This is a genomic window from Devosia sp. LC5 (genome assembly GCF_000735585.1).
Lineage (GTDB): Bacteria > Pseudomonadota > Alphaproteobacteria > Rhizobiales > Devosiaceae > Devosia.
On sequence record NZ_JNNO01000015.1, the window covers coordinates 23,908 to 48,915 of the forward strand.

The window sequence follows — 25,008 nt, forward strand, 5'->3', positions numbered from 1 at the left end:
CCTTTCAGCCCTTCAAAATCGGGCATTTCACCTTGTGTCATTATTCGGTGCGAACGCCTATTGCCAAACAAATGAAAATGTAGAACGCTATACGTAGAACAGTACACACTCGGAAACTACCGAGCCAGAGGAGAATGCCATGCACGATATCCGGGACAAGCACGCGCCGATGCAGGCACATGCAAACTGGATCGCGCAGATGGTCCATCCCCTGTCCGACCAGGGCGTGGAGACGCCTGCTTCCTTCGTCAGCAAGGATTTCGAGCTGTCCGCCATAACGGGCGACGAGACGTTGCGCATCAGCGCGCTGGGCCTTTACCGCTGCTTCATCAATGGCAAGCGCGTCGGCAATGATCTGCTGACCCCGGGCTGGACCAGCTACGACGCCCGCCTGAGCTATCAGAACTATGCCGTGGCCGACCTGCTCGTGCCCGGCCGCAACCACATCGAAATCTGGCTGGCCGATGGCTGGCTGCGCTCGCAGATGATGTGGGGCGAACACCCCATCTTCAATACCTGGGGCGACAAGATCGCCGCCATTGCCGAGCTGCGGAGTGGTGCCGCTACTCCATTGCTCGTCACAGATACCAGCTGGCAGAGCGGCGAATTGCCGATCCGCAAGTCCGGCATCTATTTCGGCGAAGTCTTCGACGCCCGCATTGCGACAAAAGTATCCGCCGGCACCGAGGCATTGCCTTTCGACCCCGCCATTCTCATCCCGCACGAAACCATTCCGGTACGCGAACTCGCTCCGCTGGCCGTGGTCAAATCCTGGGCCGATGCCGAAGGCCGCAATGTCTACGATTTCGGCCAGAACATGGGCGGCTATGTCGCCTTCACGGTGACCGGTGAGGCCGGCGCCACGGTCAGCGTCGAACATGCCGAAGTGCTCGATCAGGATGGCGACTTCTACAACGGCAATTACCGCACCGCCGCCGCGCGCATCGACTATACCCTCTCCGGCACGGACGAAGAACACTACCGCCCCCATTTCACCTTCCAGGGCTTCCGCTATGCCCGGGTCACCATTGCCGGCAATGCCCGTATCACCGCCATCGAAGCCGTGCCGATTAGCTCCGTCACCGAGGCCAAGGCCAGTTTCACCTCCGGTAATCCCCTGGTCGATCGGCTGGTGCTCAACACGCTGTGGAGCCAGCGCGCCAATTTCATCGAAGTGCCTACCGATTGCCCGCAGCGTGACGAGCGCCTGGGCTGGACCGGCGACGCGCAGGTCTTTGCCGGCACCGCCTGCTATCTCGGCGATAGCCACGGCTTCCTGACCAAGTGGATCCGCGACGTCATCGTCGACCAGCGCCCCGATGGCGCTGTGCCGCACGTTGTGCCGGATCCGACCCGGCAGCAGCCCGAACACTATCCCGGTTTCTTCGGCAGCACCGGCTGGGGCGATGCCATCGCCATCGTGCCCTGGCAGCTCTACCTGCATTATGGCGACGCCAATATCCTGCGCGAAGCGCTGCCCGCCATGACCAAATGGGTCGATTTCGTCTGGTCGATCAGCGATGGCCCCATCGTCAATCCGCCCCGTTTCTGGGGCGGGCGCGGCTTCTCCTTTGGTGACTGGCTGCAGCCCAAGGGCCCCTCGGCCAAGCCGCTGCCCACCATTGGCGACGATGCCGCGGCGACTATTTATCTATTCATCACCAGCACCCTGGTCGGCCGCATCGCCAATATTACCGGCGACGCCGCTTTGGCTGCCCGCATGGAAAAAATGGCCGCCGAGGTGAAAGCCGCCTTTGCCCGTGAATTCATCACCGCCTCGGGCCGCCTCTGCTACGACGACCAGACCTCCTATGCCCTGGCCTTCCTGCACGACCTCATCCCGCAAGAACATATCGAAGCGGCCAAGCGCTATTTCAAAGCGACCATTGCCCGCGCCGAAGGCCGCATCGGCACCGGCTTTATCGGCACCCCGGCTTTGCTGCCGGCGCTGGTCAAGATCGGTGAGCCTGGCCTTGCCGCCTCGGTGTTCCTGCAGGAAGAAGTGCCCGGCTGGCTCTACCAGGTCAAAAAAGGCGCCACCACCATCTGGGAACGCTGGGACGCCATCCAGGCCGATGGCTCGATCTACAATCCGCAGATGAATTCCTACAATCATTACGCCTATGGCGCCGTCTGCCAATGGCTGTTCGAAGGCGTCGCCGGCTTCCAGCCCGATGCCAGCGATCCCGGCTTTGCCACCGTGATCTTTGCGCCCACCATCATTGCCGGACTTTCGCCCGTCGCGGCCAGCCATGACAGCGCCAATGGCACCATCCGTGCCGGCTGGACCCTGGATGGCAATCAGGTCCGCTACGACATCGAAGTGCCGGCAGGTGCCCGCGGCGTGCTGCGGCTACCGGCTGAATATCGTGACGTAATCGTCGATGGCCAGCCCCACCAAAGCGGCGCAGACCGCGAACTGGCGGCAGGTCCCCACCACGTCACCTTCACCTACGAAGCGCCCGAGCATCAGGCCTTCGCCAAATCCAGAGTCAATGCGCGCACGCCATAGGCGGCGCGGAGGAGAATTCTGCCCGCTTCGGGCCAGATAAACATGGGAGGAAACTATGTTGAACAAGACCACCAGAATGCTGACCGGCCTGGCCGCCAGCCTCTTGACTGTCACGGCCCTGTCGGGCGCCGCCTTCGCCCAGAGCGTCAATCTCACCTATCTGATCCCCAGCGGACCCGAAAACCAGGTCATCGCTGACGAAGTGGTCAAGGCCTTCGAGGCCGCCAATCCCGATATCAATGTCGATATCGAGACCCGCCCCGGCGGCTCGGAAGGCGATAACCTGATCAAGACCCGGCTGGCCACCGGCGCCATGGCTGACGTCTTTCTCTACAATTCCGGCTCGCTGTTCCAGGCGATCAACCCGCAGCAATTCCTGGTCGATCTCACCAACGAACCCTGGCAGGCCGATGTGCAGGCCAGCTTCAAGCCGGTTGTGACCGCGCCCGACGGCACTATTCGTGGCGCCCCGGCGCGCGCCGCCATGGCCGGCGGCATCTATTACAACAAGAAGATCTACGAAGAGCTGGGGCTGTCCGTCCCCAAGACCTGGGCCGAATTCATGGCCAATAACGAAAAGATCAAGGCTGCCGGCAAGGTCGCCGTGATCCAGACCTATGGCGACACCTGGACCAGCCAGTTGTTTGTGCTGGCCGACTTTTTCAACGTCCAGGCCAAGGACCCGCAATTTGCCAGCCGCTACACGGCCAACGAAGCCAAGTTCGCCACCGATCCGGCGGCCCTGCGCGGTTTTGAAAAGCTGCAGGAAACCCATGATGCCGGCTTCTTCAACGAAGATTTCGGCGCCGCCAAATATGATGACGGCATCCGCATGATCGCCATGGGCGAGGGCGCGCATTACCCCATGCTGACCTTCGCCACCACGGCAATCGCCCAGGCCTATCCCGACAATATCGGGGATGTCGGCTTCTTCGCCCAGCCCGGCGACGAAGCTGACCTCAATGGCCTGACGGTCTGGATGCCCGATGGCGTCTATATCGCCCAGACCACGCCCAATCTGGATGCGGCCAAGAAGTTCGTTGCCTTCATCGCCAGCGTTCCGGGCTGTGAGGCCCAGACCCGCGCCGGCGGCGCCTCCGGACCCTATCTGATCAATGGCTGCACCCTGCCGGCCGACGTTCCGCCGGCCGTGACCGACATGCTGCCCTACTTCGCCGAAGGCGGCCAGAACGCCCCGGCGCTGGAATTCCTCTCGCCCATCAAGGGCCCGGCGCTCGAACAGATCACCGTGGAAGTCGGCTCGGGCTTCCGTCCCGCCGCCGATGGCGCCGCGCTCTATGATGAAGATGTTCGCAAGCAAGCTCAGCAGCTTGGCCTGCCTGGCTGGTAAGCGCTTGTGATCGGGCGGCCCGGAGTTTCTGCGCTCCGGGCCGCGCTCTGTTCGAGGAGGAACAGTGATGACCGTATTGTCTGAAGCGGGTTCTGCGCCAACCCATGGCGGTCGCAGGGCGATCCGCCGTTCGCCCTATCCGGGCTGGTTTTTCCTGCCGGCCGCGCTGATCTATGGCGTACTGTTCCTGGCCCCGACCTTCGCCTCGCTCTATTTCAGCCTCACCCGCTGGACGCTGTTCAATTCCACCTTCATCGGGCTGGACAATTTCGCGCAATTCTTCCGCGAGCCGTTCCTCGTGCAAGGCCTGGTCAATACCGTACTCTATGCCGCGATAACCTCCGGGCTCAAGGTCGTGCTCGGCATGTTGCTGGCGCTACTGCTGACCTCGGCCATCATGGGGCGCGGCTATCTGCGCTCGGTGGTGTTCTTCCCGGTCCTCGTCTCCACCGTCGGCGTCGGCATCACCTTCACCGTCCTGATGCACCCCACCCAGGGCATGATCAACGAGACCCTGGCCCTGTTCGGCATCAAGGGGCCGGGCTGGCTGGTCGATCCGCGGCTGGCATTATTCTCGGTGGCGCTGGTCGATGTGTGGAAGGGCGTGGGCCTCGCCACCGTCATCTACATTGCCGGCATCGTCGCCATTCCCAAGGATTACTACGAAGCCGCCCGCATTGATGGCGCCACCAGGTGGCAGAATTTCCTCTATGTCACGCTGCCGCTCAGCCGCCCCGCCACCGCCACCGTTATTATCCTCAGCTTCATCGGCGGCTTGCGCACCTTCGATCTGATCTGGGCCATGACCCGCGGCGGCCCCGGCTTTGCCTCCGACACCATCGCCTCGGTGATCTACAAGCAATACCAGGCAGGCTTTTATGGCCTGTCCACCGCCGGCAATGTCGTGCTCTTCGTGCTGATCGGCATCCTGGTGGTGCCGCTGACCATGTTCCTCAACCGCAAGCAGGGTCACGAATGAAATCCCGGCCATCGATCTTTCTCGGCATTATCGCCATCCTGGTCTCGGCGCTGGTCTTTCTCGTGCCCTTCGCCTTCATCATCCTGACGGCGTTCAAGAACAAGCAGCAGGCCACCCTGCTCGATTTCTCCTGGCCCGACGGTTTCCATCTGTGGAGCAACATTGTCGAGGTGGTCACCACCCGCAATTGGATGATGGTCACCGCCTTCATCAATTCCACGATCCTCACCGTCGCCAGCGTGACGCTCCTCGTCGTCTTCGCGGCCATGGTCGGCTTCGTGCTGGCCCGCAGAAAGACGCGCTGGAATGGGCTGATCGAATTCCTCATCCTCGCGGGTCTGATGATCCCGCCCGCCGTGGTCCCCACCATCTGGCTGCTGCAGGGCATTGGGCTCTTCGGCAAGCTGCATGGCCTGGTGCTGATCGAAGTGGCCTATGGCCTGCCGTTCTCGATCATCCTCTATCGCGCCTTCATCGCCACCATTCCGCGTGAGCTGGATGAGGCGGCGATCATCGATGGCGCCCGCCCGTTCGATGTGTTCTTCCGCATCATCCTGCCGCTGCTCTGGCCGGTGACGGTCACCAATATCGTGGTGCAATCGGTGGGCGTGTTCAACGATTTCACCAACCCGCTCTATTACCTGCCGGGCAATGCCAATGCGACGGTGCAGCTGACGCTCTATAATTTCCAGAGCCAGTTCAACACCTCCTACAATCTGCTCTTCACCAATATTTTGCTGATCACCATCCCGCCCCTGCTGGTCTTCCTGTTCTTCAACCGGCACATCGTGGCGGGGATGACTGCCGGCGCCGTCAAAGGATAATCACCATGGCTGGACTGGAACTGAAATCGCTCCGCAAGAGCTATGGCGAGGTCGAGGTCATCAAGGGCGTCGATCTGAGCGTCACCCATGGTGAATTCGTGGTCTTTGTCGGCCCCTCGGGCTGCGGTAAATCCACCCTGCTGCGGATGATTGCGGGCCTCGAAGAAATCACCGGCGGCGATCTCATCATCGGCGACAAGCGCTGCAACGATGTCGAACCGCGCGACCGCGGCATCGCCATGGTGTTCCAGAGCTATGCGCTCTACCCGCATATGAGCGTCTACGACAATGTCGGCTTCGGCCTCAAATTGGCGCGGGCCCCCAAGGAGGTGCGCGACCAGAAGGTCCGCGAGGCCGCGCGGATCCTGCAGATGGAACACCTGCTCGATCGCAAGCCCAGCCAGCTCTCGGGCGGCCAGCGCCAGCGCGTCGCCATCGGCCGTGCTATCGTGCGCCAGCCCGAAGTCTTCCTCTTCGATGAGCCGCTATCCAATCTCGACGCCGCCCTGCGCGTCGATATGCGCATGGAGCTGTCCAAGCTGCACCATGACCTGGGCGCCACCATGATCTACGTGACCCACGACCAGGTCGAGGCCATGACCCTGGCCGACAAGATCGTCGTGCTCAATGCCGGCGTCGTGCAACAGGTCGGTTCCCCGATCGAGCTCTACCAGCGTCCGGCCAACCTCTTCGTCGCAGGCTTTATCGGTAGCCCCAAGATGAATTTCGTCGAACTGAGCGTCGAAGAAGTGGGCACAGATACGGTCACCGTCTCCGGCAAGGATATCGGTCCCACCACCGTCCCCGCCGATCCCACGAGCCTCAAACCCGGCGACGCGGTCACCCTGGGCATCCGCCCGCATGACCTCACCCATCAGTCCTCGGGCAATCTGGTGGGTGAAGTGAGTCTGGTCGAACGGCTCGGCAACGAAACCAATGTCAGCCTGCGCCTGCCCTCCGGCGCCGCCTGGCTGGCCGTGCTCGATGGCGATCACGAACTGCGCATCGGCCAAAGCCTGCCGCTATCCTTCGCGCCCGCCCGCGCCGTAATCTTCAATGCATCGGGGATCGCCCTGCACCGGAAACACACCGGGCCGCAGATCCCAGGCAGCATCGCTGAAGCGTAGGCGAGGAGCGATAGAGCCGGCTTAGACGCCCAGATTGAAGGGACTGCGCCCTCACGCCCGCAGGAAAGTCGGCGGCGGTAATTCGCGTTTCTGCGCCGCAATGCGGAAGGGGGCGTTGATGGCGCCGTAGCCAGCATAACCGGCGTGGCGCTGCACGATCTCGAAGAAGAAGCCTTCGCCCACATTGGTGGAATAGAGCTGGAAGAACTCGCCATTGGCGTCGCGGTCATAAAGAATGTTGGCGGAGCGCAGGCGTTCCAGCATGTCCGGAGCAAGCTCCAGGCGGGCTTGCAGATCGGCATAGTAGTTTTGCGAGATTTCCAGCGACCTCATGCCGTTTTCCGCCAAGGCCGCGGCCGTGGCGAAAATGTCGTCGCTGGCAAAGGCCAGGTGCTGCACGCTCGATCCGAAGGTTTCGGCGATGAAGCGGCCCGCCAGGGTCTGGTGGCTCTCCGCGCCATTGAGCGTCAGGCGCAGCGAGCCGGTGCTATTCTCGATCACCTGGCTGCGCACGAGCCCCGAAGGATCTACCACATCCACCATGGGGCTCTTTTCGGCAACAAAGATCGAGCGATAGAACAGCACCCAGGTCAGCATTTCCTCGTAATTCATGGTCTGGGCGACGTGATCGATCCGGGTCAGGCCGGCCGGCCTGCCTGGGGTCGGATCGTCAATGGTCTCGAATTCGATGTCCCACACCCGGCCCAGCGGGCTGGCATGGTCGAGGAAGTAGATCACCCCGCCACCGACGCCACGAATGGCGGGAATGCTCAACTGGTCGGGGCCGACCCGCTGGCTGAACACCTGTGCGCCCAGAGCGCGAGCGCGTTCGACCGTCGCGCCTGCATCATCGACCATCATGCCCAAAGCATAGGCCGAGGTGCCGTGGGTGAGGTAGGACGAATGAGCCAATCCTTCGCGTTCGGTATTGATGACGATATTGACCTGGCCCTGGGTGAAGCGTTCGACCGCCTTGCTGCGGTGCCGCCCGGTCAGCCGAAAGCCCATTTCGCGCAGATGCCTGGCTAGCGCCTGTGCCTCGGCCTCGTCGGCGGCGAATTCGACAAAGGCCACGCCATGAACTTCAACGCGCGGTGGCAGAACGGGTACGTCGATGGCGATGTCAGGCTCAGAATTGCGCACCTGGTCCATCAGATAGACCAGCGAACGATGGCCATCGGCGGCAATGGTGCGGGGCGAGCCGGCGCGGAACTGGTCGTTGAAGATTTCGAGCGATATCGGGCCATTATAGCCGGTGGCGGCGACGGCCCGCATGAAATCGGTGACCGGCAGATCGCCCTCGCCGGGCATATTGCGGAAATGGCGGCTCCAATAGAGCAGATCCATATCGATCTTGGGGGCATCGGCAAGCTGGACGATGAAAATTTTGTCACCGGGGATGGCGCGGATCGAATTGGGATCGAGCCCGCGCGACAGGGTGTGGAAGCTGTCAAGGATAATGCCGATCTGGGAATGATCGGCCCGGCGCACGATTTCCCAGGCGTCGCGGTGGTCGTTGACATGGCGGCCCCAGGCCAATGCCTCATAACCCACGCGCAGCTTGCGGGTCGCGGCACGCTCCCCCAATTCGCGCAGGTCGGCGGCCGCCCGGTCGATGCCGCCAAGGGCCAGGGGCGACACACTGGAGCAGATCAGCATCAGATCGGTGCCCAGCTCTTCCATCAGGTCAAATTTGCGCTCGGCCCTGTCAAAGGCCTGGCTGCGCTGCGGCTCGGGCAGGCCCTCAAAATCGCGGAAGGGCTGGAAGAGGGTGATGGTCAGGCCCAGATCGGCCACCATCTGGCCCACCTCACGTGGTGAACGATCATAGGCGAGGAAGTCGTTTTCGAAGATCTCGACCCCATCAAAGCCGGCAGCCGCGATGGCCTCGAGCTTTTCCCGCAGGTCTCCGCTGATCGATACGGTGGCAATTGAAGTGAGCAAAATCCGTCCTCCCAACGTCTTTGGCAGAAGAGTACGAACTAGTTAGTACATTTGCAAGCAGCGTAGAAATGGCCGTTTCAGGCGGACCATGTTGGGCATGGCAGCAATTCGTGGGGGGTAACCGGGCGCGCTCGTCCCCAACGCTGCGGGCAGGGTGTCTGGATCAAACGAGTGGCAAAATGAGCCTCCCGCTACAGGCTACCCAGTTTGTCGTCCCGCACCACGAAGCGCAGCACCATGTCGACACTCTGCTTGCGCAGGGACGCCTGAGCGGCAGCGGTGCCAATATCCCGGTCGAAAATCTTGGAGAAGGTGGCGCGGTTGGAGACATTGAAAAAACACAGCGCGCTGACCTGCCAATGTATTTCGAGCGGGTCCAGCCCCTCGCGGAACAGGCCCGCCGCCAGGCCTTTGGCGTAAATGGCCTCGATATTGCCGATCGCGGTCACGTTGAGATCGCGGATCACGCCGGAGCGCTCAAGATATTCGGCACTGTGGATGTTTTCGATCATCACCATGCGGATGAATTCTTCATGCCGGTGGTGGTGATCGAAGGTGAATTCGACGAGGCGCTTGAGGGCGCCGATTGGCGGCAGGCCGGCAATATCGAGCTTGGCTTCGCCTTCGCGCACCTGGCGATAGGCATTTTCGAGGGCGCTGACATAGAGGCCCTCCTTGTCGCCGAAATAATAGTAGATCATCCGCTTGCTGGAGCGGGTCTTGGCGGCGATCTCGTCGATGCGTGCGCCCGCTAGTCCGTTTAACGCGAATTCCTGCGCGGCGACTTCGATAATGTTCTGGCGCGTGCCTTCCGGGTCCTGGGTCCGGGTGGGTTTTGTCTTCGCTGTCGAAACTGGAGTGCCCATACCGTCGCCTTCCTCAACGGCAATTGACTAAACTAACCAGTTCGTACATTTTGCCGCAAATCGCCTGTCAGCATTTATCGGTGGCTGATGGGGAAAGACAAGACCGCCGCCGCTTTTACATCGGCAGGCGGTTTGGGGAGGCCTCGTTTTGCGGATCGTCAGCAGCCAGCTTCGGCAGTCCCTCCGCTTGGCTCTGCTCGGCAGTGAGGTTCCCGCGCCGGGGCATGTCACGATCGGGCTTGCCGGGCGCGGCATTGCGGCTTCCCTGTCACCCATCATGCACGAGCAGGAAGGCCGGCGGCTCGGGCTGGACTACCATTATCACCTGATCGATTTTGACCGCCTCGATTTCGATGATGCCGAACTGCCCGCGGTGCTGGCCGAAGCGCGCGAACTCGGTTTTGCCGGGCTCAACGTGACCTTCCCGTTCAAGCAGGCCATTGTGCCGCTGCTCGATGGGCTGGCGCCCGATGCGGCGTCTATTGGCGCGGTCAATACCGTGGTGCTCGGCAATGGTCCGGCTATCGGGCACAATACCGATTGCTGGGGTTTTGCCGAAAGCCTGCGTCAGGGATTGGGCAGCGTCGCCGGCCATAGAGTGCTGCAATTGGGTTCCGGCGGCGCCGGGGCTGCGGTGGCGCACGCCTTGCTGCAAAGCGGGGTAGGGCAGCTCGATATCTACGATACCGCCCCGGGTCGGGCCGATGCGCTGGTGGAACGGTTGCGCCGCCTGTTCGCCGCCGAGGTCAGCGTGGCCCAGGATATTGCCCTGTCCGCCGCAGCGGCCGATGGCATCGTCAATGCCACACCGGTGGGCATGGCGAAATATCCGGGCCTGCCCATTGATCGCGCGCTGGTGACATCGCGCCATTGGATCGCCGATGTGGTGTATTTCCCGCTCGAAACTGAATTGATCGCGCTGGCACGAACCATGGGGTGCCGTGTATTGCCCGGAGGCGGCATGGCAGTGCACCAAGCGGTGCGGGCATTTGAACTGTTCACCGGCATCGCGCCGGATGCAGCTGCAATGAATGCCACATTCCAGCGGGCGCTGGAAAGCTAGGCGCCGGGCCTGTCTAGATCCGCAGACATAGCCGGAACAGGCCCTTGACGTGAACGAACTATTTCGTACATTGTGTGGAAGGACGAGAACAACGGCGCCTAGCCGTGTCGTCCGCGGAGGAGCGCCCGACGCGTCGGGCGACATTTGGGAGGATGACGATGACCTTTGGATTGACGCGCCGCGCCGTGCTGATCGGCGGCCTGATGCTGGCGGCGGCCATGCCGGCACTGGCGCAGGACAAGCCCGTGTTGCGCTTTTCTGCAGTGTTCTCGGAGCAGGATATCCGCGCCGAGATGATGAGTCAGTTCGCCGAGCAGATCGCCGGTGATTTTACCCTTGAGCCGTTTTACGGCGGCAATCTGTTCAAGCAGGGCACTGAACTAGTCGCCCTGCAGCGCGGGAATCTCGAAATGGGCAATATCGCGCCCCAGGACATTTCCAACCAGATTCCGGCCTGGTCGGTGCTGACCTCGGCCTATCTGTTCCGCGATGCGGCCCATCTGCGCACCTTCTTTGACAGCGATGTCGGCGCCGAATTCAAGCAGATGGCCGAGGACCAGCTGGGTGTGCACATTTTGGGGCCGACCTATTTCGGCGCCCGTCAGGTCGGGCTGCGCATCGACAAGGAAATCAAGACCCCCGCCGACATGGCCGGCATCAAGCTGCGCATGCCCGGCGGCGATGCCTGGCAGTTCCTGGGCACGGCCATCGGCGCCAATCCGACGCCCATGGCCTATGCCGAGGTCTATACGGGCCTGCAAACCGGCGCCATCGACGGTCAGGATAATCCACTCCCCAACGTCGAGAACATGAAGTTCTACGAAGTGATGGACCAGATCGTGCTGACCTCCCATCTGGTAGGCTATGACCTGCTGGTGATCTCGAGCGAGAAATTCAACGCCATGACGCCTGAGCAGCAGGCCAGCGTGCAGGCCGCGGCAACGGCTGCCATCGACTTCAGCCAGCAGGCGCATCTGGACCGCGAGGCAGAGCTGGTTGCCCAGTTTGAGGCGGCCGGCCTCAAGATCTACGAGCCCGATATCGCCGCCTTCCGCACCCATGCCCAGCAGATGTACCTGGATTCTGACCTGGCCAAGGATTGGCCCGAAGGCGTGGTCGAGCGCATCAACGCGCTCTAGCCGCAAACCCCGCCGGGGCGCCGTTGGTGCCCTCGCTTCGGTTTGTGCCACTATCGTGCGGCTTGGAGCGAGCGACGCACGCGGAGTTATTCTATGCCTCACCGCTTAACCGCTATCGGCCGCTGGCTGCATGCTCGCGCCGAGAACCTGCTGGCTGCCATGCTGGCCGTCATGTTCGCGGTCTTCATCCTGCAGATCGTGTTCCGCTACTTGATCAACCTGCCCATCGGCTGGACCCATGAAATCAGCGTCATGATGTGGCTGTGGATGGTGCTGTTCGGCACCGCCTTTGTGGTGCGCGACCGCGAGGAAATCCGCTTCGATATCTTTTATGGCGCGGTCAAGGAGCGGACACGGCGCGTCATGGTGCTGATTTCGGCACTGGTGCTGGTGTTCCTGTTTTCCATCTCGCTGCCTGCCGTCGTCGAATATGTGATGTTCATGAAGGTCGAGAAGACGGCCTACCTCAAGATCCGCTTCGATTACCTCTATTCCATCTACGCCATTTTCGCGGTGGCGATGATCGTGCGCCAGCTGTGGCTGGCGTATCAGGCCGTCTGGGGCAAGGGTGCCGAAGGTTTTGATCCAACCAAGGCAGGCTCCGGCGTATGACGATTTCCAGCCAGTTCACTATTGCCCTGATGGTCATCACCGCTCTGGCCTTTCTCGGCCTGCCCATGGGCCTTGCCATGATTTGCGGCTCGATCCTCTATTTGCTGCTGACCGGGCAGGATATGGGGATCGTGGCCGAGCAGTTCCTCAATGGCATGTATTCCAACTACATCATGCTGGCGGTGCCGCTGTTTATCCTCGCCGCCGAGATCATGAATTCGGGCTCGCTGTCCGAGCGGCTGCTCAAATGGTGCGATGCCGTGGTCGGCCGGTTTCGCGGCGGCCTGGCGCAGGTCAATGTGCTGCAATCGATCGTTTTTGCCGGCATGTCGGGCTCGGCTGTGGCCGACGCCGCCGGCAGCGGCAAGATGATGCAGCACATGATGACCAAGGACGGCAAATATACGCCCAGCTATGCGGCGGCGCTGACGGCTGTCACGGCCGTCATTGGGCCGGTTATCCCGCCATCCATCCCCATGGTGCTCTATGCCCTGGTGGCCGATACCTCGATTGGTTATCTGTTCCTGGCTGGTGTGGTTCCGGGCCTGTTGATGGCCGGGCTGATGATGGTGCAGATCGCCGTCACCGCCCGCATGCGGAATTTCCCCGTCGAGCCGCCGACTCCATTGCGCAAACTCCCAAAAATGACCTGGGAAGCGCTACCGGTGCTGTTCATGCCGGTGGTGCTGATGGTGGGTATCTATGGCGGGGTGACCACCCCGACCGAAGCCGCCGCCGTGGCCGCTTTCTATGCGCTGGTCGTGTCGGTGATCGTCTATCGCAGCGTCAACGCCCGCGAATTCTATGCCTCGCTGCTGACTTCGGCCAAGACCACGGCGACGATCGGCATGCTGATCGCGGGGGCGCTGGTGTTCAACTATGTGGTGACCGTCGAAAATATTCCGCGCACCATCAGCGCCATCCTGATCGGCTGGAACCTCGATCCGGTCACCTTCCTGATCATCGTCAATGTCCTGTTGCTCATTCTGGGCTGCGTGCTGGAAGGCACCACGATCCTGCTGGTCATCGTGCCGGTGCTGGTGCCGACAGCACAGGCGCTGGGCATCGATATGGTGCATTTCGGCGTCGTCGCCGTGGTCAATATCATGCTGGGGCTGATTACCCCGCCCTATGGGTTGCTGCTTTTCGTCATGACCAAGATATCTGGGTCCCCGATGCGGGCCATTGTGGCCGATGTCACGCCCTTCCTGCTCGGATTGGTCGTGGCGTTGGGGGTCTTCACTTTCGTACCGGACGTCGTGCTGTGGTTGCCGCGCATGTTTGGTTACGGCGGATAGGAAAGTGCGATGAAGCCGATCTATATTCTCAACGGCCCCAACCTCAATCGACTGGGCAAACGCGAGCCGGCAATCTATGGCACGACCACGCTGGCGGAGGTGGAACAGATCTGCCGCGCCGCTAGTGGCGATCGTCCCATCGAGTTTCGCCAGACCAATAGCGAAGAGACGCTCATCAACTGGGTGCATGAGGCGATCGATGAGGGCGCGGGGATCATCATCAATCCCGCCGCATTCACCTTCACCTCGCTGGCTTTGCTCGATGCGCTCAAGATGTTCGACGGCCCGGTGATCGAATTCCACATTTCCAACATCCACAAGCGCGAACCGATCTATCATCGCTCCTATGTGTCGATGCGGGCTGATGCGGTGATGGCGGGGCTGGGTGCAGAGGGATACGGCACAGCGGTCGCGGCCATGCTCAAGATGCTGGTGCAAAGGGGCTAGAGTGCCGCGAGTCCAGCTGGCGTCCCAGTAGACCTCATCCTGAGCCCGTCGAAGGACGAGGTCGTGGCACTGATGCCTCCACTCGCCCGACCTCGTGGTTAGACAGGCTCACCATGAGGTCTCCGTAAAATCGCAATCAGCCAAAGCTGATCTGGGCCAGCAACTCGTCGGCGATGCGCAGGCTGGCGCCGCTGGTGGTCATCATCTTGGGCAGGGTCAGCCACTCCAGCGTCCAGGCGGCGCCGGAGCGTTCGTTTTCGTGCACCATGGCCTGCTGCAGTGTGCCGGCGAGGCCGGCATTGTAGCGGGCGAGGGCGACGAGGAGTTCGGCCTTCACCGGGTTGGATTTATGCGCCATGGCGGAGGATTGGCCGCCGGCAGTCAGCCGCACTTCGCCAATTTCGGTCTGCGCCATCAGCGCGATATCCATGCCCATCTTGCCCAGCGTGCCGCTGATCAACGACAGTAGCGAACCGAAGGCGACGATGGGATCGCGCATGGCATGCCAGGAGGGAGCGACGCCGAGGTCGAGCCTCTGGGCGAGATATTTGGCAACCAGATCGCCCTTGCCGTCAAAGCTCGCGCGATCGCCGACGGGGCCGCCGAGCTGGATGACCAGCAGCTCGCGGCGGGTCCGGGCCAGGGCGTTCAAATGCCGGCCCAGCGGCTCGCTCCAATTGGCCAATTTGTCGCCAATGGTGGTGGTCAGCGCCTGCTGCATGCGCGTATGCGCCATGGCGGGCCTGGCGCCGTCCTGCGCTGCGACTGCCGCAAGACGCAGTTGCAGCGCGTTGAGACGCTGTTCGAGCAGGGTGATGACATCGGCAATCTGCAATACCAGGGCCGTGTCGATGGCGTCCTGGCTGGTCGCCCCGAAATGCAGCGCAGCGGCGTGCTGGGGTCCGATGGCCCCGCGCAATTGCCGCATCAGCGCGGGGATCACCACGCCGTCCTGGATCATGCCGGCAACCAGATCGTTCCAGTCAGGCGTAAAGCGGGCAATGGCGGCTTCGATGGCCCGGGCCGCTTCCGGCGCGATCAACCCGGCCTGCGCTTCGGCCTGCGCCAGTGCAGCCTCGAAGGCCAGCATGTGGCTAAGCTGCGCCTGGTCGGACAGGAGGGCGGCGATGGCGTTGTCGCCCGTCAGGGCATCAAGAAGCGTGGTCAAGCCGGCACCCGTGTTTTGCTGTTCGGCCCAGATTACGGTCTCTGCAGCGCAATGGCGATGCCCTGTCCCACGCCAATGCACATAGTGGCCAGCGCCCAGGATTTTCCGGTCATCGACAGCTCCAGCGCCGCCGTTCCCGCCAACCGCGCCCCCGACATGCCCAATGGATGCCCCAAGGCAATAGCGCCGCCATTGGGATTGATATGCCCGGCGTCCTCGGCAATTCCCAATTCGCGCAACACGGCGATGGCTTGGCTGGCAAAGGCCTCGTTGAGCTCCACGATATCAAAATCGGCGGGCGTCATGCCGAGCCGGGCGCAGAGCTTGCGGGTCGCGTTGATCGGGCCCACCCCCATGATGCGTGGCGGCACCCCGGCACTGGCGCCACCCGCAATACGGGCAAGCGGGGTGAGACCATATTTGCGCGCCGCTGCCTCGCTCGCGACAATCAGCGCCGCAGCCCCATCATTGACGCCCGAGGCATTGCCGGCGGTGACCGTGCCACCTTCCTTTTTGAAGGGTGTGGCGAGCCTGGCCAGCACCTCGATCGTGGTGTCGGCGCGCGGATGCTCGTCCTTGTCGACGATCAGCGGATCGCCCTTCTTGCGGGCGATGCTGACCTCGACGATCTCACGGCCGAGCCGGCCGTTCTCCTGTGCAGCGACCGCCTTCTGTTGGCTGCGCAGGGCGAAGGCGTCCTGATCGGCGCGGCTGATATTATAGTCCGCCGCCACATTCTCCCCGGTCTCGGGCATGGAATCGACGTCATAAAGCGACTTCATCAATGGATTGACGAAGCGCCAGCCAATGGTCGTGTCGTAGATCTCGGCATTGCGGGAAAATGCGCTCTCGGCCTTGGGCATGACGAAGGGCGCCCGGCTCATCGATTCCGTGCCGCCCGCGATGATCAACTCGGCCTCGCCGGCCTTGATGGCGCGGGCGGCCGTGATCACCGCATCCATGCCCGAGCCGCAGAGGCGGTTGATGGTCGTGCCGGGCACCGAAACCGGCATTCCGGCCAGCAGCAGGCTCATCCGCGCGACATTGCGATTGTCCTCGCCCGCCTGATTGGCATTGCCAAAGATCACATCATCGACGGCTTCCCAATCGACACCGCTATTTTGCGCCATCAGCGCCCTCAGCGGGATGGCGCCCAGATCGTCCGGCCGTACTGACGACAATGCGCCGCCGAAGCGGCCGATGGGAGTGCGCAGATAGGCGCAGATGAAGGCTTCGGCCATGTCAGACCTCCGGTACGATGAGATCGCCGACGGCGCCGCCAATAACGAGTTGGGCGCCGGTGACGGCCTGCAGGTCATCAAGGCTCAGCCCCGGCAGCTTTTCACGCAACACAAAGCGGCCGCCCTCGATGTCGATGACCGCAAGGCTGGTATAGACGCGGCTGACGCAAGCGACGCCGGTCAGCGGCAGGGTGCAGTTTTTCACCAGTTTGGGCTTGCCGTCCCTGGTGACGTGATCGGTGATCACAGCGACGCGCCTGGCGCCATGCACCAGGTCCATGGCGCCACCCACGGCCGGCACGCCCTTGGGACCGGTGCTCCAATTGGCGAGATCGCCGGTTTCTGCCACCTCGTAGGCGCCCAGGATCGCGACATCGAGATGGCCGCCGCGCACCATGGCGAAGCTATCGGCGTGGTGGAAGAAGGACGCGCCCGGCTTGAGCGTCACCGCCTTCTTGCCGGCATTTATCAGGTCCCAGTCTTCCTCTCCTTCTGGCGGCGACTCGCCGAAATTGAGGATGCCATTCTCGGTGTGAAAAATGGCCTGCCGGTCCGGCGGTTGGAACTTGGCGACCATTTCGGGAAAGCCGATGCCCAGATTCACATAGGCGCCATCGGTAATATCCTGCGCGGCGCGCCAGGCGATCTGCGCGTTGCTGAGCTTGTGCATCATCAATAGGCCACTCCGGCGCGCATCAGCGCCTCTTCCTGCTGCGCATCCGATATTTCGACGATGCGATTGACGAAGATACCGGGGGTAATCACCGCCTCCGGATCGATCGCGCCCGGCTCGACGATGCGCGTGGCCTGCACGATGGTCACGGAAGCGGCCGCTGCCATCAGTGGCGAAAAATTTCGCGCCGCCTTGCGATAGGTCAGGTTTCCCTGCCGGTCCGCCAGTTCGGCCTTGATGATGGCGGCATCAGCCTTGAGCCAGCGTTCCTGCACATACATGCGTCCATCGAACTGGGCAGTCGGCTTACCCTTGGCCAGATCGGTGCCGTAGCTGGTGGGGGTGTAGAAGGCCGGAATCCCGGCGCCACCGGCGCGAATGCGTTCGGCCAGCGTGCCCTGCGGCACCAGCTCCAGCCCGATCTCGCCGGCCAGGTATTTCTCGGTAAAGGCGCGCGGGTCGGCCGAGCGGGGGAACGAGCACACCATCTTGGCGACCATGCCGGCATCGATCATCGCAGCGATACCGATCCGGCCATTGCCGGCATTGTTGTTGACGATGGTGAGGTTTTTCGGGCTGCCGGTGGCGCGGAACCGGTCGATCAGCGCGTGGATCAACTCGATCGGCGCGCCCGAGCCGCCAAAGCCCCCGATCATGATCGTCATGCCATCAGCAATGTCGGCGATGGCTGCGGCCATGGTGGCCACGGACTTGTCCATTGGAATTCCCTATGACTAGACGTCGAAGAAGACGGTCTCGTTCTCGCCCTGCAGGTGGATGTCGAGCCGATAGTGCGGCACCGCGCCGGGCTCCTTGCGGGCAATCAGCGTGGCGCGGCGGCGTGGATTCATGATCTTGTTGAGCACGAAATCCGCCGCATTGGCCTCGGCCTCGTCCTCGAAATAGAGCCGCGTTTGCAGCCCGATATTGATGCCGCGCGCCACGATCCACAGCGCCACATGCGGCGCCATTGGCTTGCCATCGGGACCGGGAACCGAACCGGGTTTGATGGTCTCGAAGGTGAAGATGCCCTCGGCATTGGTGGGCTGGCGGCCCCAGCCGGTAAACGCGGGTGTCGAATTGGAGTTCGGGCTCATCGGCGCAATGTAGGCGCCATCGGCGTCGGCCTGCCAGATTTCCACGACGGCATCGGTCACCGCTGCACCGGCGCCGTCGATAATCCGGCCGCAGACTAAGATCCGCTCGCCCACAGTGTCGGGCGTCAGCATGGCGATGCCGGGATCGGTGGCGTAGATGCCCTTGATCTCGGCAAAATTGGGCGTCAGCCCGATATGCACATAGGGGCCGGCCGTCTGCGACGGCGTTTCCTTGAGTACTGGAACGGGGTGCAGCATCAGTTTCCCTCCAGCTTGTTTTCGAACATGGTGGAGCGCCGCCCGCGCAGCACGATATCGAAGCGATAGGCCAGCGCGTCCATCGGGGTCGTGTTGTGCCGGTCCAGCCGGGCGATCAACTGGTCGATGGCGGCCTTGTCGGCAATGCTGCCCACGATAGGGCATTGCCAGATCATCGGATCGCCCTCGAAATACATCTGCGTGATCAGCCGCTGGGCAAAGGCATGTCCGAACACCGAGAAATGGATATGCGCGGGCCGCCAGTCATTGCCGCCATTAGGCCAGGGATAGGCGCCCGGCTTGACGGTACGGAAGCTGTAAAAGCCATTTTCGTCGGTGATCGCGCGGCCGCAACCGCCGAAATTGGGGTCGAGCGGGGCGAGATAAGCCTCGCGCTTGTGCCGGTAGCGCCCGCCGGCATTGGCCTGCCAGAATTCGACCAGCGTATTGGGAACAGCCCGGGCATTCTCGTCGAGCACCTGGCCATAGACGATTAGCCGCTGGCCGATGGCTTCGCTGCCATCCTGGCTGTAATTGCGGATCAAGTCGTTATCGAGCGGGTTGAGGCTTGAATGCCCGAAGGCCGGTCCGGTCAGCTCGGATGCGGTCGCGCCCAGCGAGAGCAAAGCGTGCCGGGGGGCGCGGAACGTCGTGCTTTTATAGCCCGGCGTATTGGCCGGTGGATGCCAGCTCCGGTCGCGCGGAAACAGCGCACCATCGGCGCCCGGCAAGATGATGTCACTCATGGCGCAACCTCCCGTTTGGCCAGTTCTTCCTTGGCGATCCTGAACGCCCGATTGGCGGCCGGAACGCCGGCATAGACCGCCACATGCAGCAGTGCTTCCTTGATGTCGTCCGGCGAGCAGCCCGTATTGACCGTCGCCCGCATATGCATGGCGACTTCCTCATCGTGCCCCAATGCGGCAAGCAGCGCGATGGTCAACATGGAGCGTTCGCGCTTGCTGAGGCCGGGGCGCGACCATACCGAGCCCCAGGCGCCCTCGGTGATGAATGCCTGGAAGTCGGCGTCAAACGCGGTGGTATTGGCATTGGCGCGATCGACATGGGCGTCGCCCAATACGGCGCGCCGGGTCGTCATGCCCTGGCCGAAACGCGTTGTGTCAGTCATGCCCCACCTGCTGGATGAAGTGTTTGAACATTGCCGCCAAAACTTGCGGCTGTTCGATGGATGGAATGTGCCCGCAATTGGCGATGACCTCGAAACGGGCCCCCCGAATGCGGCTTGCCGTGTCGCGCACCAGATCGGGTGGCGTCGACAGGTCATCGGCCCCAGCGATAACCAGCGTGGGCACATTGATTGCCCCGATCTGGTCGCTGATATCGGCATCGCGCAGGGTGGCGCAGGTACCGATATAGCCGGCGGCCGGCATGCGCTCGAACATGTTGCGCCAGCCGGCGAGCTCAATGGCGCGGTCACGCCGAAAATCCTCGGTAAACCAGCGCGCCATCACGCCCTCGGCTATAGCGGCAAGCCCATCCGCGCGTACTGCGGCGATGCGGTCATTCCACATGGCGGCGCTGCCGACCTTGGGTGCCGTATCGCAAAGGATCAGCCCCGCCAGAATCTGGGGATGGCGCAGCGCAAAGCCCTGTGCGATCAACCCGCCGACCGACACACCGGCCAGCACGGCCCGCTGCACATCCAGATACGCCAGCAGACCGGCCAGATCGTCGATGTGTTCGTCGAGCTGATACTCGCCGTCTGGCGCGTCAGACAGGCCGTGGCCGCGCTTGTCATAGGAAATGACGTGATAGCCATCGCCCAAATCCGCAATGAGCTCATCCCAGATGCGGGCATCGGTACCCAGCGAATTGGCCAGCACCAAAGGCAAGCCTTTGGCATTGCCCGCCAGGCGGTAATGCAGATGTATGCCGTTGACCCGGGCAAAAGCCATTCGCGTCTCCTCGCCACTGTTAAAGGCCAAGTCGCGCAATCTGTAAAATGAGATATGCTGGTCTAGGTATAACCAATCATGTATGTTTCTTCTGACGCGAAGGCCGCTGGCCCAGCTTATGGAACAGGTACGCAATATGGCAAAACTGCTCGACGGGCGGGTCAAGCCGCGCCATTTGACCTGTTTCATAGCGGCGGCCCGGCTGAACAGCGTGGTGCGGGCGGCCGAACTGCTCAATATCAGCCAGCCGGCGGCGTCCAAGACCCTTGCCGAGCTTGAGACAATCCTGGGCGCGCCGCTGTTCGAGCGCCGCCACCGCGGGCTGGTGCTGACCGCCAAGGGCGAGCTGTTCCTGCGCTATGCCGAGGCCAGCATCACCGCCCTGCGGCAGGGGTTGGATGCGGTGACGGGGGCGGGAGTGTGGATCGACGTCAAGGTTGGCGCTTTGCCCACCTCCTCGGCTCGTATCCTGCCCAGGGCGCTGCAGATTTTCACCCAGTCCGGTATCTCCGCGACGGTGCGCGTCATCACCGGTCCCAACGCCTATCTGCTGTCACTGCTGCGCTCGGGCGATGTCGATCTGGTTATCGGTCGCATGGCCGAACCCGGTGAAATTGCGGGCCTCTCCTTCGAGCACCTTTATTCCGAAAAGATCGCCTTCGTCGTCGGTCCGGCCCATCCGCTCCTCTCGGTGCCCGATTTCACGCTGTCCATGATCGGGCAATATCCGGTGCTGATGCCGCCGCCCGGGGCGGTCATCCTGCCGACGGTCGAACGGTTGCTGGCCAGTTATGGCGATTTCGCCATGCCCCATCTGGTCGAAACGGTCTCGGATAGTTTCGCCCGTGGTTTCCTGCGCCTGTCCGAGGCCGTGTGGATCATCTCCGAGGGCGTGGTCGCCGGCGATGTTCATGACGGGCATCTGTGCCTCTTGCCCGTAGATACCGGACAGACCCTGGGTCCGGTAGGCTTGACCACTCCGGCCAATGCGACCCTCTCGTCGCCAGCGCTCTATCTGCTCGATTGCATCCGCGCAGCCGTGAGCGAAATTGCAGGCGTAAACCGCAACGCTTGAAGCGATCGGCGCGCTCAGTCGGACAGGTCGCTGGAGCGGGTGAAGGGAATCGAACCCTCGTCACTTGCTTGGGAAGCAAAAGCTCTACCATTGAGCTACACCCGCAACGGCGTCCTAGATGCGGGAAATCGCCGCCGCCGTCAAGCCGGTCCCGCTGCTAAGGCCTGCGATCGTAAAGAGATCGCGAGGCCCCGTTTCAGGGCAGGCCTAAAGCGTCGTCGCCGTGTCCACCGAAACCTCCACCGACATGCCCGGCAATAGCCGCGCGGCCAGGTCCTGGCCTTCGTCCAGCTCGATCCGCACCGGGATGCGCTGGGCGATCTTGGTGAAATTGCCGGTGGCATTATCGGGCTTAAGCACGCTGAATTCCGAGCCTGCCGCCGGCGAAATTTCCGAAATATGGCCGGTCAGCGCACCATAGCCGAGCGCATCGACCTTGATATTAGCCGGCTGCCCCACAACAATTCCCGCCAGCTGGGTTTCCTTGAAATTGGCGATTACCCAGGTCTGGGGTGGCGTCACCGAGGTCAGTTGGGTACCGATCGACACATATTGGCCCAGGCGCGCGGCGACTTCACCCAATACACCATCGACCGGCGCCACGATCCTGGTGTTGGAAATGTTGATCCGCGCCAGTTCGACTGCAGCTTCGGCACCCTTGACCGCGCCTTCCAGCGCCGGCTTGCCGCCTTCCACCAGCGACAGGTTCTGTTCGGCAATGCTGACCGAGGCACTGGCCTGGTCGACACTCGATTGCGCCTGCGCCAGTGCCGAATGCACCTGATCCACCGTCGATTGCGGCGACAGGCCCGAAGCGAGGAGGGAATCGGTGCGGGCCGCGTCGGCCTGTGCCTTGCTCAGGGCGGCCTGCGCCGCGGCCAGCTGGGCCTTGGCCAGATCGACGCTGGCCTGCTTGGAGGCATAATTCTGGTCATAATTGGCCAGCGCATTCTGCTGCTGCAGCAAGGCGGCTTCGGCCTGCGCCAATTGCTGGACATAGATGCGGTCGTCCAGTTGCACCAGCACGTCGCCCTTGTGCACGCTCTGGTAATCGGTCACCGGCACGGCCACGACATAGCCCGCCAGCTGCGGAGCAATCAGCGTCACACGGCCTTTGACATAGGCATTATTGGTGCTTTGCACGCTGCTGGTGAAGGGCGGCAATTGCCAGGCATAAAGCACCGCGCCGATGCCGATGAGGCCGGCCAGCACAGCGGGAATTGTCGCCTTGGACAGAACAAGTTCTTTGATACGCATAGTTTGGTCTTTCAGGTCGGCATCAGGCGGGTTGCGCCTGGAGCGGGGCGGCAGGCTTGCTCAAAGCGGCAAGCGCCAAATGGGTGAGCAGCACGGCGATGGCCGCCAGACTTGCCGCGAAAATCAAGAAAAACAGATCGTTATAGGCCAGCACATTGGCCTGCTGGGTGGCCGACTGGCCCAGCAGCGCCAGGCCCCTGGCGTCGCGTTGCGCCGGGTCGGTCAGCACGCGGGCATAGGCGCCGCCATAGGCCTGGATGCGCTGGGCCACCAGCGGGTCGAGCAGGGTGATGCCTTGCGCGATCACATTGGAATGGAACTGCTCGCGCAGCGTCACGAAGCTGCCGAATATGGCCGAACCCAATAGGCCCCCCAGCGTCTGGCTGGTCAGGAACACCGTGAGGAACGACAGGATATATTGCGGTCCCCGCGCCAGTGCCCGCAAAAAGCCATGCAGCATGGCCGGCGGCAGGAACAGGCCCGTGGCCATTCCGATCAGCGCCTGGCTGACAAAGAACTGCTCGGGCCGGCTCAGCACCGTGCTTTGGGAATCCATCCAGGCGGCAATGGCGATCAGCACCAGCGCGGTCAGGTGGAACAGCGGTACGCGCGCAGGCTTCATCACCATGCTCAGCCCGGCCGTGGCTGCAAAGGTCGCCACCCCGACAATGCTGAACAGGCCAATGAGCTGGTCATTCTGCAGATTGAGCACGCTGAACAGGCCAAACACCCCCACCGATTGCTCCGACAGCAGCAGACGGATGACGATCAAGGAACCGGCAAAGATCAGCATGTCGCGGCCGAACAGCCAGCGCAGGTCGATAATGGGGTTCTTGCGATGCAGTTCGACGAGGCAAAACAGCACCAGCGAGCCAATGCCCACCGCCAGCAACACCCCGATCCACGGCGCCTCGAGCCACCAATAGACCCGGCCCATGCCCAGCACGATGGCTATGCAGGCGAACCCCGCTGCCATCAGTGGCAGGCTGATAATGTCGTCCTTGTCAAACACCTTGGCGCGCGGCGGCGGCACCAGCGGCACGAGGAATACGATGGCGAGGCTCACCAGGGCGAGGCCGGCCTCGACCATATACAGCCCCTGCCAATCGCCCATGGCCAGCAGGTCTGGCGAGATGATGCGGGCCAGCGGCAGCGACAGCGAGCTGCCCAGCATGCCGAAGCACAGCCCGATGGTCAGCTTCTTGGCTGGCGGCAGCCATTCGAGCATATAGAAGAAGGCCAGTGTGCTCAGCGGCGCCGCAGCAATCCCCATGATAGCGCGCACCCAGATCGCCGATTGCAGGTCATGAGCAAACAGATGCGCCAGAACAATCAGCGCATAGACAATGATGCCCAGCTCGGCAAAACGCCGCATGCCGAACTGGCTGCGGATTTTGAACATCACGATCGTGCCGGTCATGTTGGTGGCAAAATAAACCGTCGGCAGCCAGGCCATTTCGGTCGCCGTCGCGCCAAACGAGGCCTGCAAGCCGGTCAGGTTCGCTGTGACCAGATTGAGCCCCAGCCCCTGGGTAATGCCCAGCACGATGGAGCTGATCACATAGACCATGTTCCACAGCGGCGGCTTGGGCACAAAGGGCGCCATGCCCGGCGGGCCAGCAGGGGCGGGGGCAGGGGCGACAGCAATTGGAGCCTGCTCGTTCACGGCACCTGCTCCTCGAGCGCGTCGCTGACCGGTGGCTTCAGTGCCTCGATGCGCTCCAGCAATGTCGTCAAAATCCGGCTGGTGGTTGCGATGTCCTCGGCGCTCAGCCCATCCAGCAATTGCGCATTGAGCCCGTCGGTCAGCATCCCAACCTGCTCGGCCAGCGGCCGCCCGGCATCGGTCAGCATGATCAGCTTGGCGCGGCGGTCATGCGGCGCCGGCTCGCGCCTGACATGGCCCAGGCTTTCCAGCCCATCCAATATCCGCACCGCCGTCGGATGCTCGACGCCCAGAAATTCGGTCACCGCCGCCTGGCTCACCCCCTCGGGGCTGCGCACCAATTGCAACAGCACACGCGCCCGCGCCGAGGTCAGCCCCAGGCCCTTGAGCTGGGCATCAAAGCCCGTGCTCAATTCCCGGCCCACCCGGCCGATGATGCGCAGCAGATTAGAGTTCGGAGCCATTATGTAGACCAATACAATGTAGCATGCTACT

Annotated in this window: 24 protein-coding genes and 1 tRNA gene; 11 read left to right on the forward strand and 14 right to left on the reverse strand. The window is 62.5% G+C overall.

The genetic code is table 11. From position 1 onward, the window contains the following. Positions 1–139: 139 nt before the first annotated feature. The 5 genes from FF80_RS09905 (at position 140) to ugpC (ending at position 6,793) form a co-directional block, all read left to right on the forward strand. The gene (locus FF80_RS09905; protein WP_052153374.1) at positions 140–2,512 is read left to right on the forward strand and encodes an alpha-L-rhamnosidase; all 2,373 of its coding nucleotides are present in this window, start codon (positions 140–142) and stop codon (positions 2,510–2,512) included. A 55-nt stretch (positions 2,513–2,567) separates the two neighbouring features. Beyond that, positions 2,568–3,863: an extracellular solute-binding protein gene (locus tag FF80_RS09910; RefSeq protein WP_035099859.1), complete on the forward strand. Its 1,296-nt coding sequence runs from the start codon at positions 2,568–2,570 to the stop codon at positions 3,861–3,863. Positions 3,864–3,930: 67 nt separating this feature from the next. Further along, positions 3,931–4,842 carry a sugar ABC transporter permease gene (locus FF80_RS09915; RefSeq protein ID WP_035099861.1) on the forward strand — a complete coding sequence of 304 codons (912 nt, stop codon included), beginning with the start codon at positions 3,931–3,933 and terminating at the stop codon, positions 4,840–4,842. Then, complete coding sequence (locus FF80_RS09920) at positions 4,839–5,666, forward strand: carbohydrate ABC transporter permease (RefSeq protein ID WP_035099862.1); 828 nt, start codon at positions 4,839–4,841, stop codon at positions 5,664–5,666. Before FF80_RS09915 ends, FF80_RS09920 begins: the two co-directional genes overlap by 4 nt. 5 nt (positions 5,667–5,671) lie before the next feature. Further along, complete coding sequence (ugpC, locus tag FF80_RS09925) at positions 5,672–6,793, forward strand: sn-glycerol-3-phosphate ABC transporter ATP-binding protein UgpC (protein ID WP_035099865.1); 1,122 nt, start codon at positions 5,672–5,674, stop codon at positions 6,791–6,793. A 51-nt stretch (positions 6,794–6,844) separates the two neighbouring features. On the opposite strand, the gene FF80_RS09930 is transcribed toward ugpC, so the two are convergent. Further along, the gene (locus FF80_RS09930) at positions 6,845–8,737 is read right to left on the reverse strand and encodes a sugar phosphate isomerase/epimerase and 4-hydroxyphenylpyruvate domain-containing protein (RefSeq protein ID WP_035099866.1); all 1,893 of its coding nucleotides are present in this window, start codon (positions 8,735–8,737) and stop codon (positions 6,845–6,847) included. A 191-nt stretch (positions 8,738–8,928) separates the two neighbouring features. Continuing rightward, positions 8,929–9,603, reverse strand: coding sequence for a TetR/AcrR family transcriptional regulator (locus FF80_RS09935; RefSeq protein ID WP_035099867.1), 675 nt, complete (start codon positions 9,601–9,603; stop codon positions 8,929–8,931). 148 nt (positions 9,604–9,751) lie between these two features. Here FF80_RS09935 and FF80_RS09940 point away from each other — a divergent pair, with 148 nt between their 5' ends. The 5 genes from FF80_RS09940 to FF80_RS09960 all read left to right on the forward strand — a co-directional run bounded on the left by FF80_RS09940 (position 9,752) and on the right by FF80_RS09960 (position 14,162). Continuing rightward, complete coding sequence (locus tag FF80_RS09940) at positions 9,752–10,666, forward strand: shikimate dehydrogenase (RefSeq protein WP_244445748.1); 915 nt, start codon at positions 9,752–9,754, stop codon at positions 10,664–10,666. A gap of 158 nt (positions 10,667–10,824) precedes the next feature. Continuing rightward, positions 10,825–11,805: a TRAP transporter substrate-binding protein DctP gene (dctP, locus tag FF80_RS09945; RefSeq protein ID WP_035099869.1), complete on the forward strand. Its 981-nt coding sequence runs from the start codon at positions 10,825–10,827 to the stop codon at positions 11,803–11,805. Between the two features lie 93 nt (positions 11,806–11,898). Continuing rightward, complete coding sequence (locus tag FF80_RS09950) at positions 11,899–12,417, forward strand: TRAP transporter small permease subunit (RefSeq protein WP_035099871.1); 519 nt, start codon at positions 11,899–11,901, stop codon at positions 12,415–12,417. After that, the gene (locus tag FF80_RS09955; RefSeq protein WP_035099872.1) at positions 12,414–13,715 is read left to right on the forward strand and encodes a TRAP transporter large permease; all 1,302 of its coding nucleotides are present in this window, start codon (positions 12,414–12,416) and stop codon (positions 13,713–13,715) included. The genes FF80_RS09950 and FF80_RS09955 overlap by 4 nt, the downstream gene beginning before the upstream one ends. A 9-nt stretch (positions 13,716–13,724) precedes the next feature. After that, positions 13,725–14,162 carry a type II 3-dehydroquinate dehydratase gene (locus FF80_RS09960; protein WP_035099875.1) on the forward strand — a complete coding sequence of 146 codons (438 nt, stop codon included), beginning with the start codon at positions 13,725–13,727 and terminating at the stop codon, positions 14,160–14,162. Positions 14,163–14,298: 136 nt separating this feature from the next. Here the strand turns inward: FF80_RS09960 and FF80_RS09965 are convergent, their stop codons facing one another. Genes FF80_RS09965 through pcaD form a run of 8 tightly spaced genes read right to left on the reverse strand, consistent with a single transcriptional unit; the run spans position 14,299 to position 20,515 of the window. After that, complete coding sequence (locus FF80_RS09965) at positions 14,299–15,330, reverse strand: 3-carboxy-cis,cis-muconate cycloisomerase (RefSeq protein ID WP_035099877.1); 1,032 nt, start codon at positions 15,328–15,330, stop codon at positions 14,299–14,301. A gap of 32 nt (positions 15,331–15,362) precedes the next feature. Next, positions 15,363–16,571, reverse strand: coding sequence for a 3-oxoadipyl-CoA thiolase (pcaF, locus tag FF80_RS09970; protein ID WP_035099879.1), 1,209 nt, complete (start codon positions 16,569–16,571; stop codon positions 15,363–15,365). A gap of 1 nt (position 16,572) precedes the next feature. Then, positions 16,573–17,244 (reverse strand): 3-oxoacid CoA-transferase subunit B, encoded by a 672-nt coding sequence (locus FF80_RS09975; RefSeq protein ID WP_035099880.1) that lies wholly within the window; start codon positions 17,242–17,244, stop codon positions 16,573–16,575. After that, complete coding sequence (locus tag FF80_RS09980; protein ID WP_035099882.1) at positions 17,244–17,963, reverse strand: 3-oxoacid CoA-transferase subunit A; 720 nt, start codon at positions 17,961–17,963, stop codon at positions 17,244–17,246. Before FF80_RS09980 ends, FF80_RS09975 begins: the two co-directional genes overlap by 1 nt. A gap of 15 nt (positions 17,964–17,978) precedes the next feature. Beyond that, the gene (gene pcaG, locus FF80_RS09985) at positions 17,979–18,599 is read right to left on the reverse strand and encodes a protocatechuate 3,4-dioxygenase subunit alpha (protein ID WP_035099885.1); all 621 of its coding nucleotides are present in this window, start codon (positions 18,597–18,599) and stop codon (positions 17,979–17,981) included. Then, positions 18,599–19,345, reverse strand: coding sequence for a protocatechuate 3,4-dioxygenase subunit beta (gene pcaH / locus FF80_RS09990; protein WP_035099887.1), 747 nt, complete (start codon positions 19,343–19,345; stop codon positions 18,599–18,601). Before pcaH ends, pcaG begins: the two co-directional genes overlap by 1 nt. Beyond that, positions 19,342–19,728 carry a 4-carboxymuconolactone decarboxylase gene (gene pcaC / locus FF80_RS09995; RefSeq protein ID WP_035099889.1) on the reverse strand — a complete coding sequence of 129 codons (387 nt, stop codon included), beginning with the start codon at positions 19,726–19,728 and terminating at the stop codon, positions 19,342–19,344. Before pcaC ends, pcaH begins: the two co-directional genes overlap by 4 nt. Further along, positions 19,721–20,515 carry a 3-oxoadipate enol-lactonase gene (gene pcaD, locus FF80_RS10000; RefSeq protein ID WP_035099890.1) on the reverse strand — a complete coding sequence of 265 codons (795 nt, stop codon included), beginning with the start codon at positions 20,513–20,515 and terminating at the stop codon, positions 19,721–19,723. Before pcaD ends, pcaC begins: the two co-directional genes overlap by 8 nt. Positions 20,516–20,651: 136 nt before the next feature. Here pcaD and pcaQ point away from each other — a divergent pair, with 136 nt between their 5' ends. Beyond that, the gene (pcaQ, locus tag FF80_RS10005; RefSeq protein WP_244445749.1) at positions 20,652–21,590 is read left to right on the forward strand and encodes a pca operon transcription factor PcaQ; all 939 of its coding nucleotides are present in this window, start codon (positions 20,652–20,654) and stop codon (positions 21,588–21,590) included. A 31-nt stretch (positions 21,591–21,621) separates the two neighbouring features. Here pcaQ and FF80_RS10010 read toward each other — a convergent pair. The 4 genes from FF80_RS10010 to FF80_RS10025 all read right to left on the reverse strand — a co-directional run bounded on the left by FF80_RS10010 (position 21,622) and on the right by FF80_RS10025 (position 24,977). Next, positions 21,622–21,695 (reverse strand) — tRNA-Gly (locus FF80_RS10010). Positions 21,696–21,797: 102 nt separating this feature from the next. Then, a complete protein-coding gene (locus FF80_RS10015; RefSeq protein WP_035099892.1) occupies positions 21,798–22,847 on the reverse strand; it encodes an HlyD family secretion protein in 1,050 nt (349 codons plus the stop codon). A 22-nt stretch (positions 22,848–22,869) separates the two neighbouring features. Beyond that, on the reverse strand, positions 22,870–24,513 hold the full coding sequence (locus FF80_RS10020) for an MFS transporter (RefSeq protein ID WP_052153375.1): 1,644 nt from the start codon (positions 24,511–24,513) through the stop codon (positions 22,870–22,872). After that, positions 24,510–24,977: a MarR family transcriptional regulator gene (locus FF80_RS10025; RefSeq protein WP_052153376.1), complete on the reverse strand. Its 468-nt coding sequence runs from the start codon at positions 24,975–24,977 to the stop codon at positions 24,510–24,512. The genes FF80_RS10020 and FF80_RS10025 overlap by 4 nt, the downstream gene beginning before the upstream one ends. Positions 24,978–25,008: the final 31 nt, after the last annotated feature.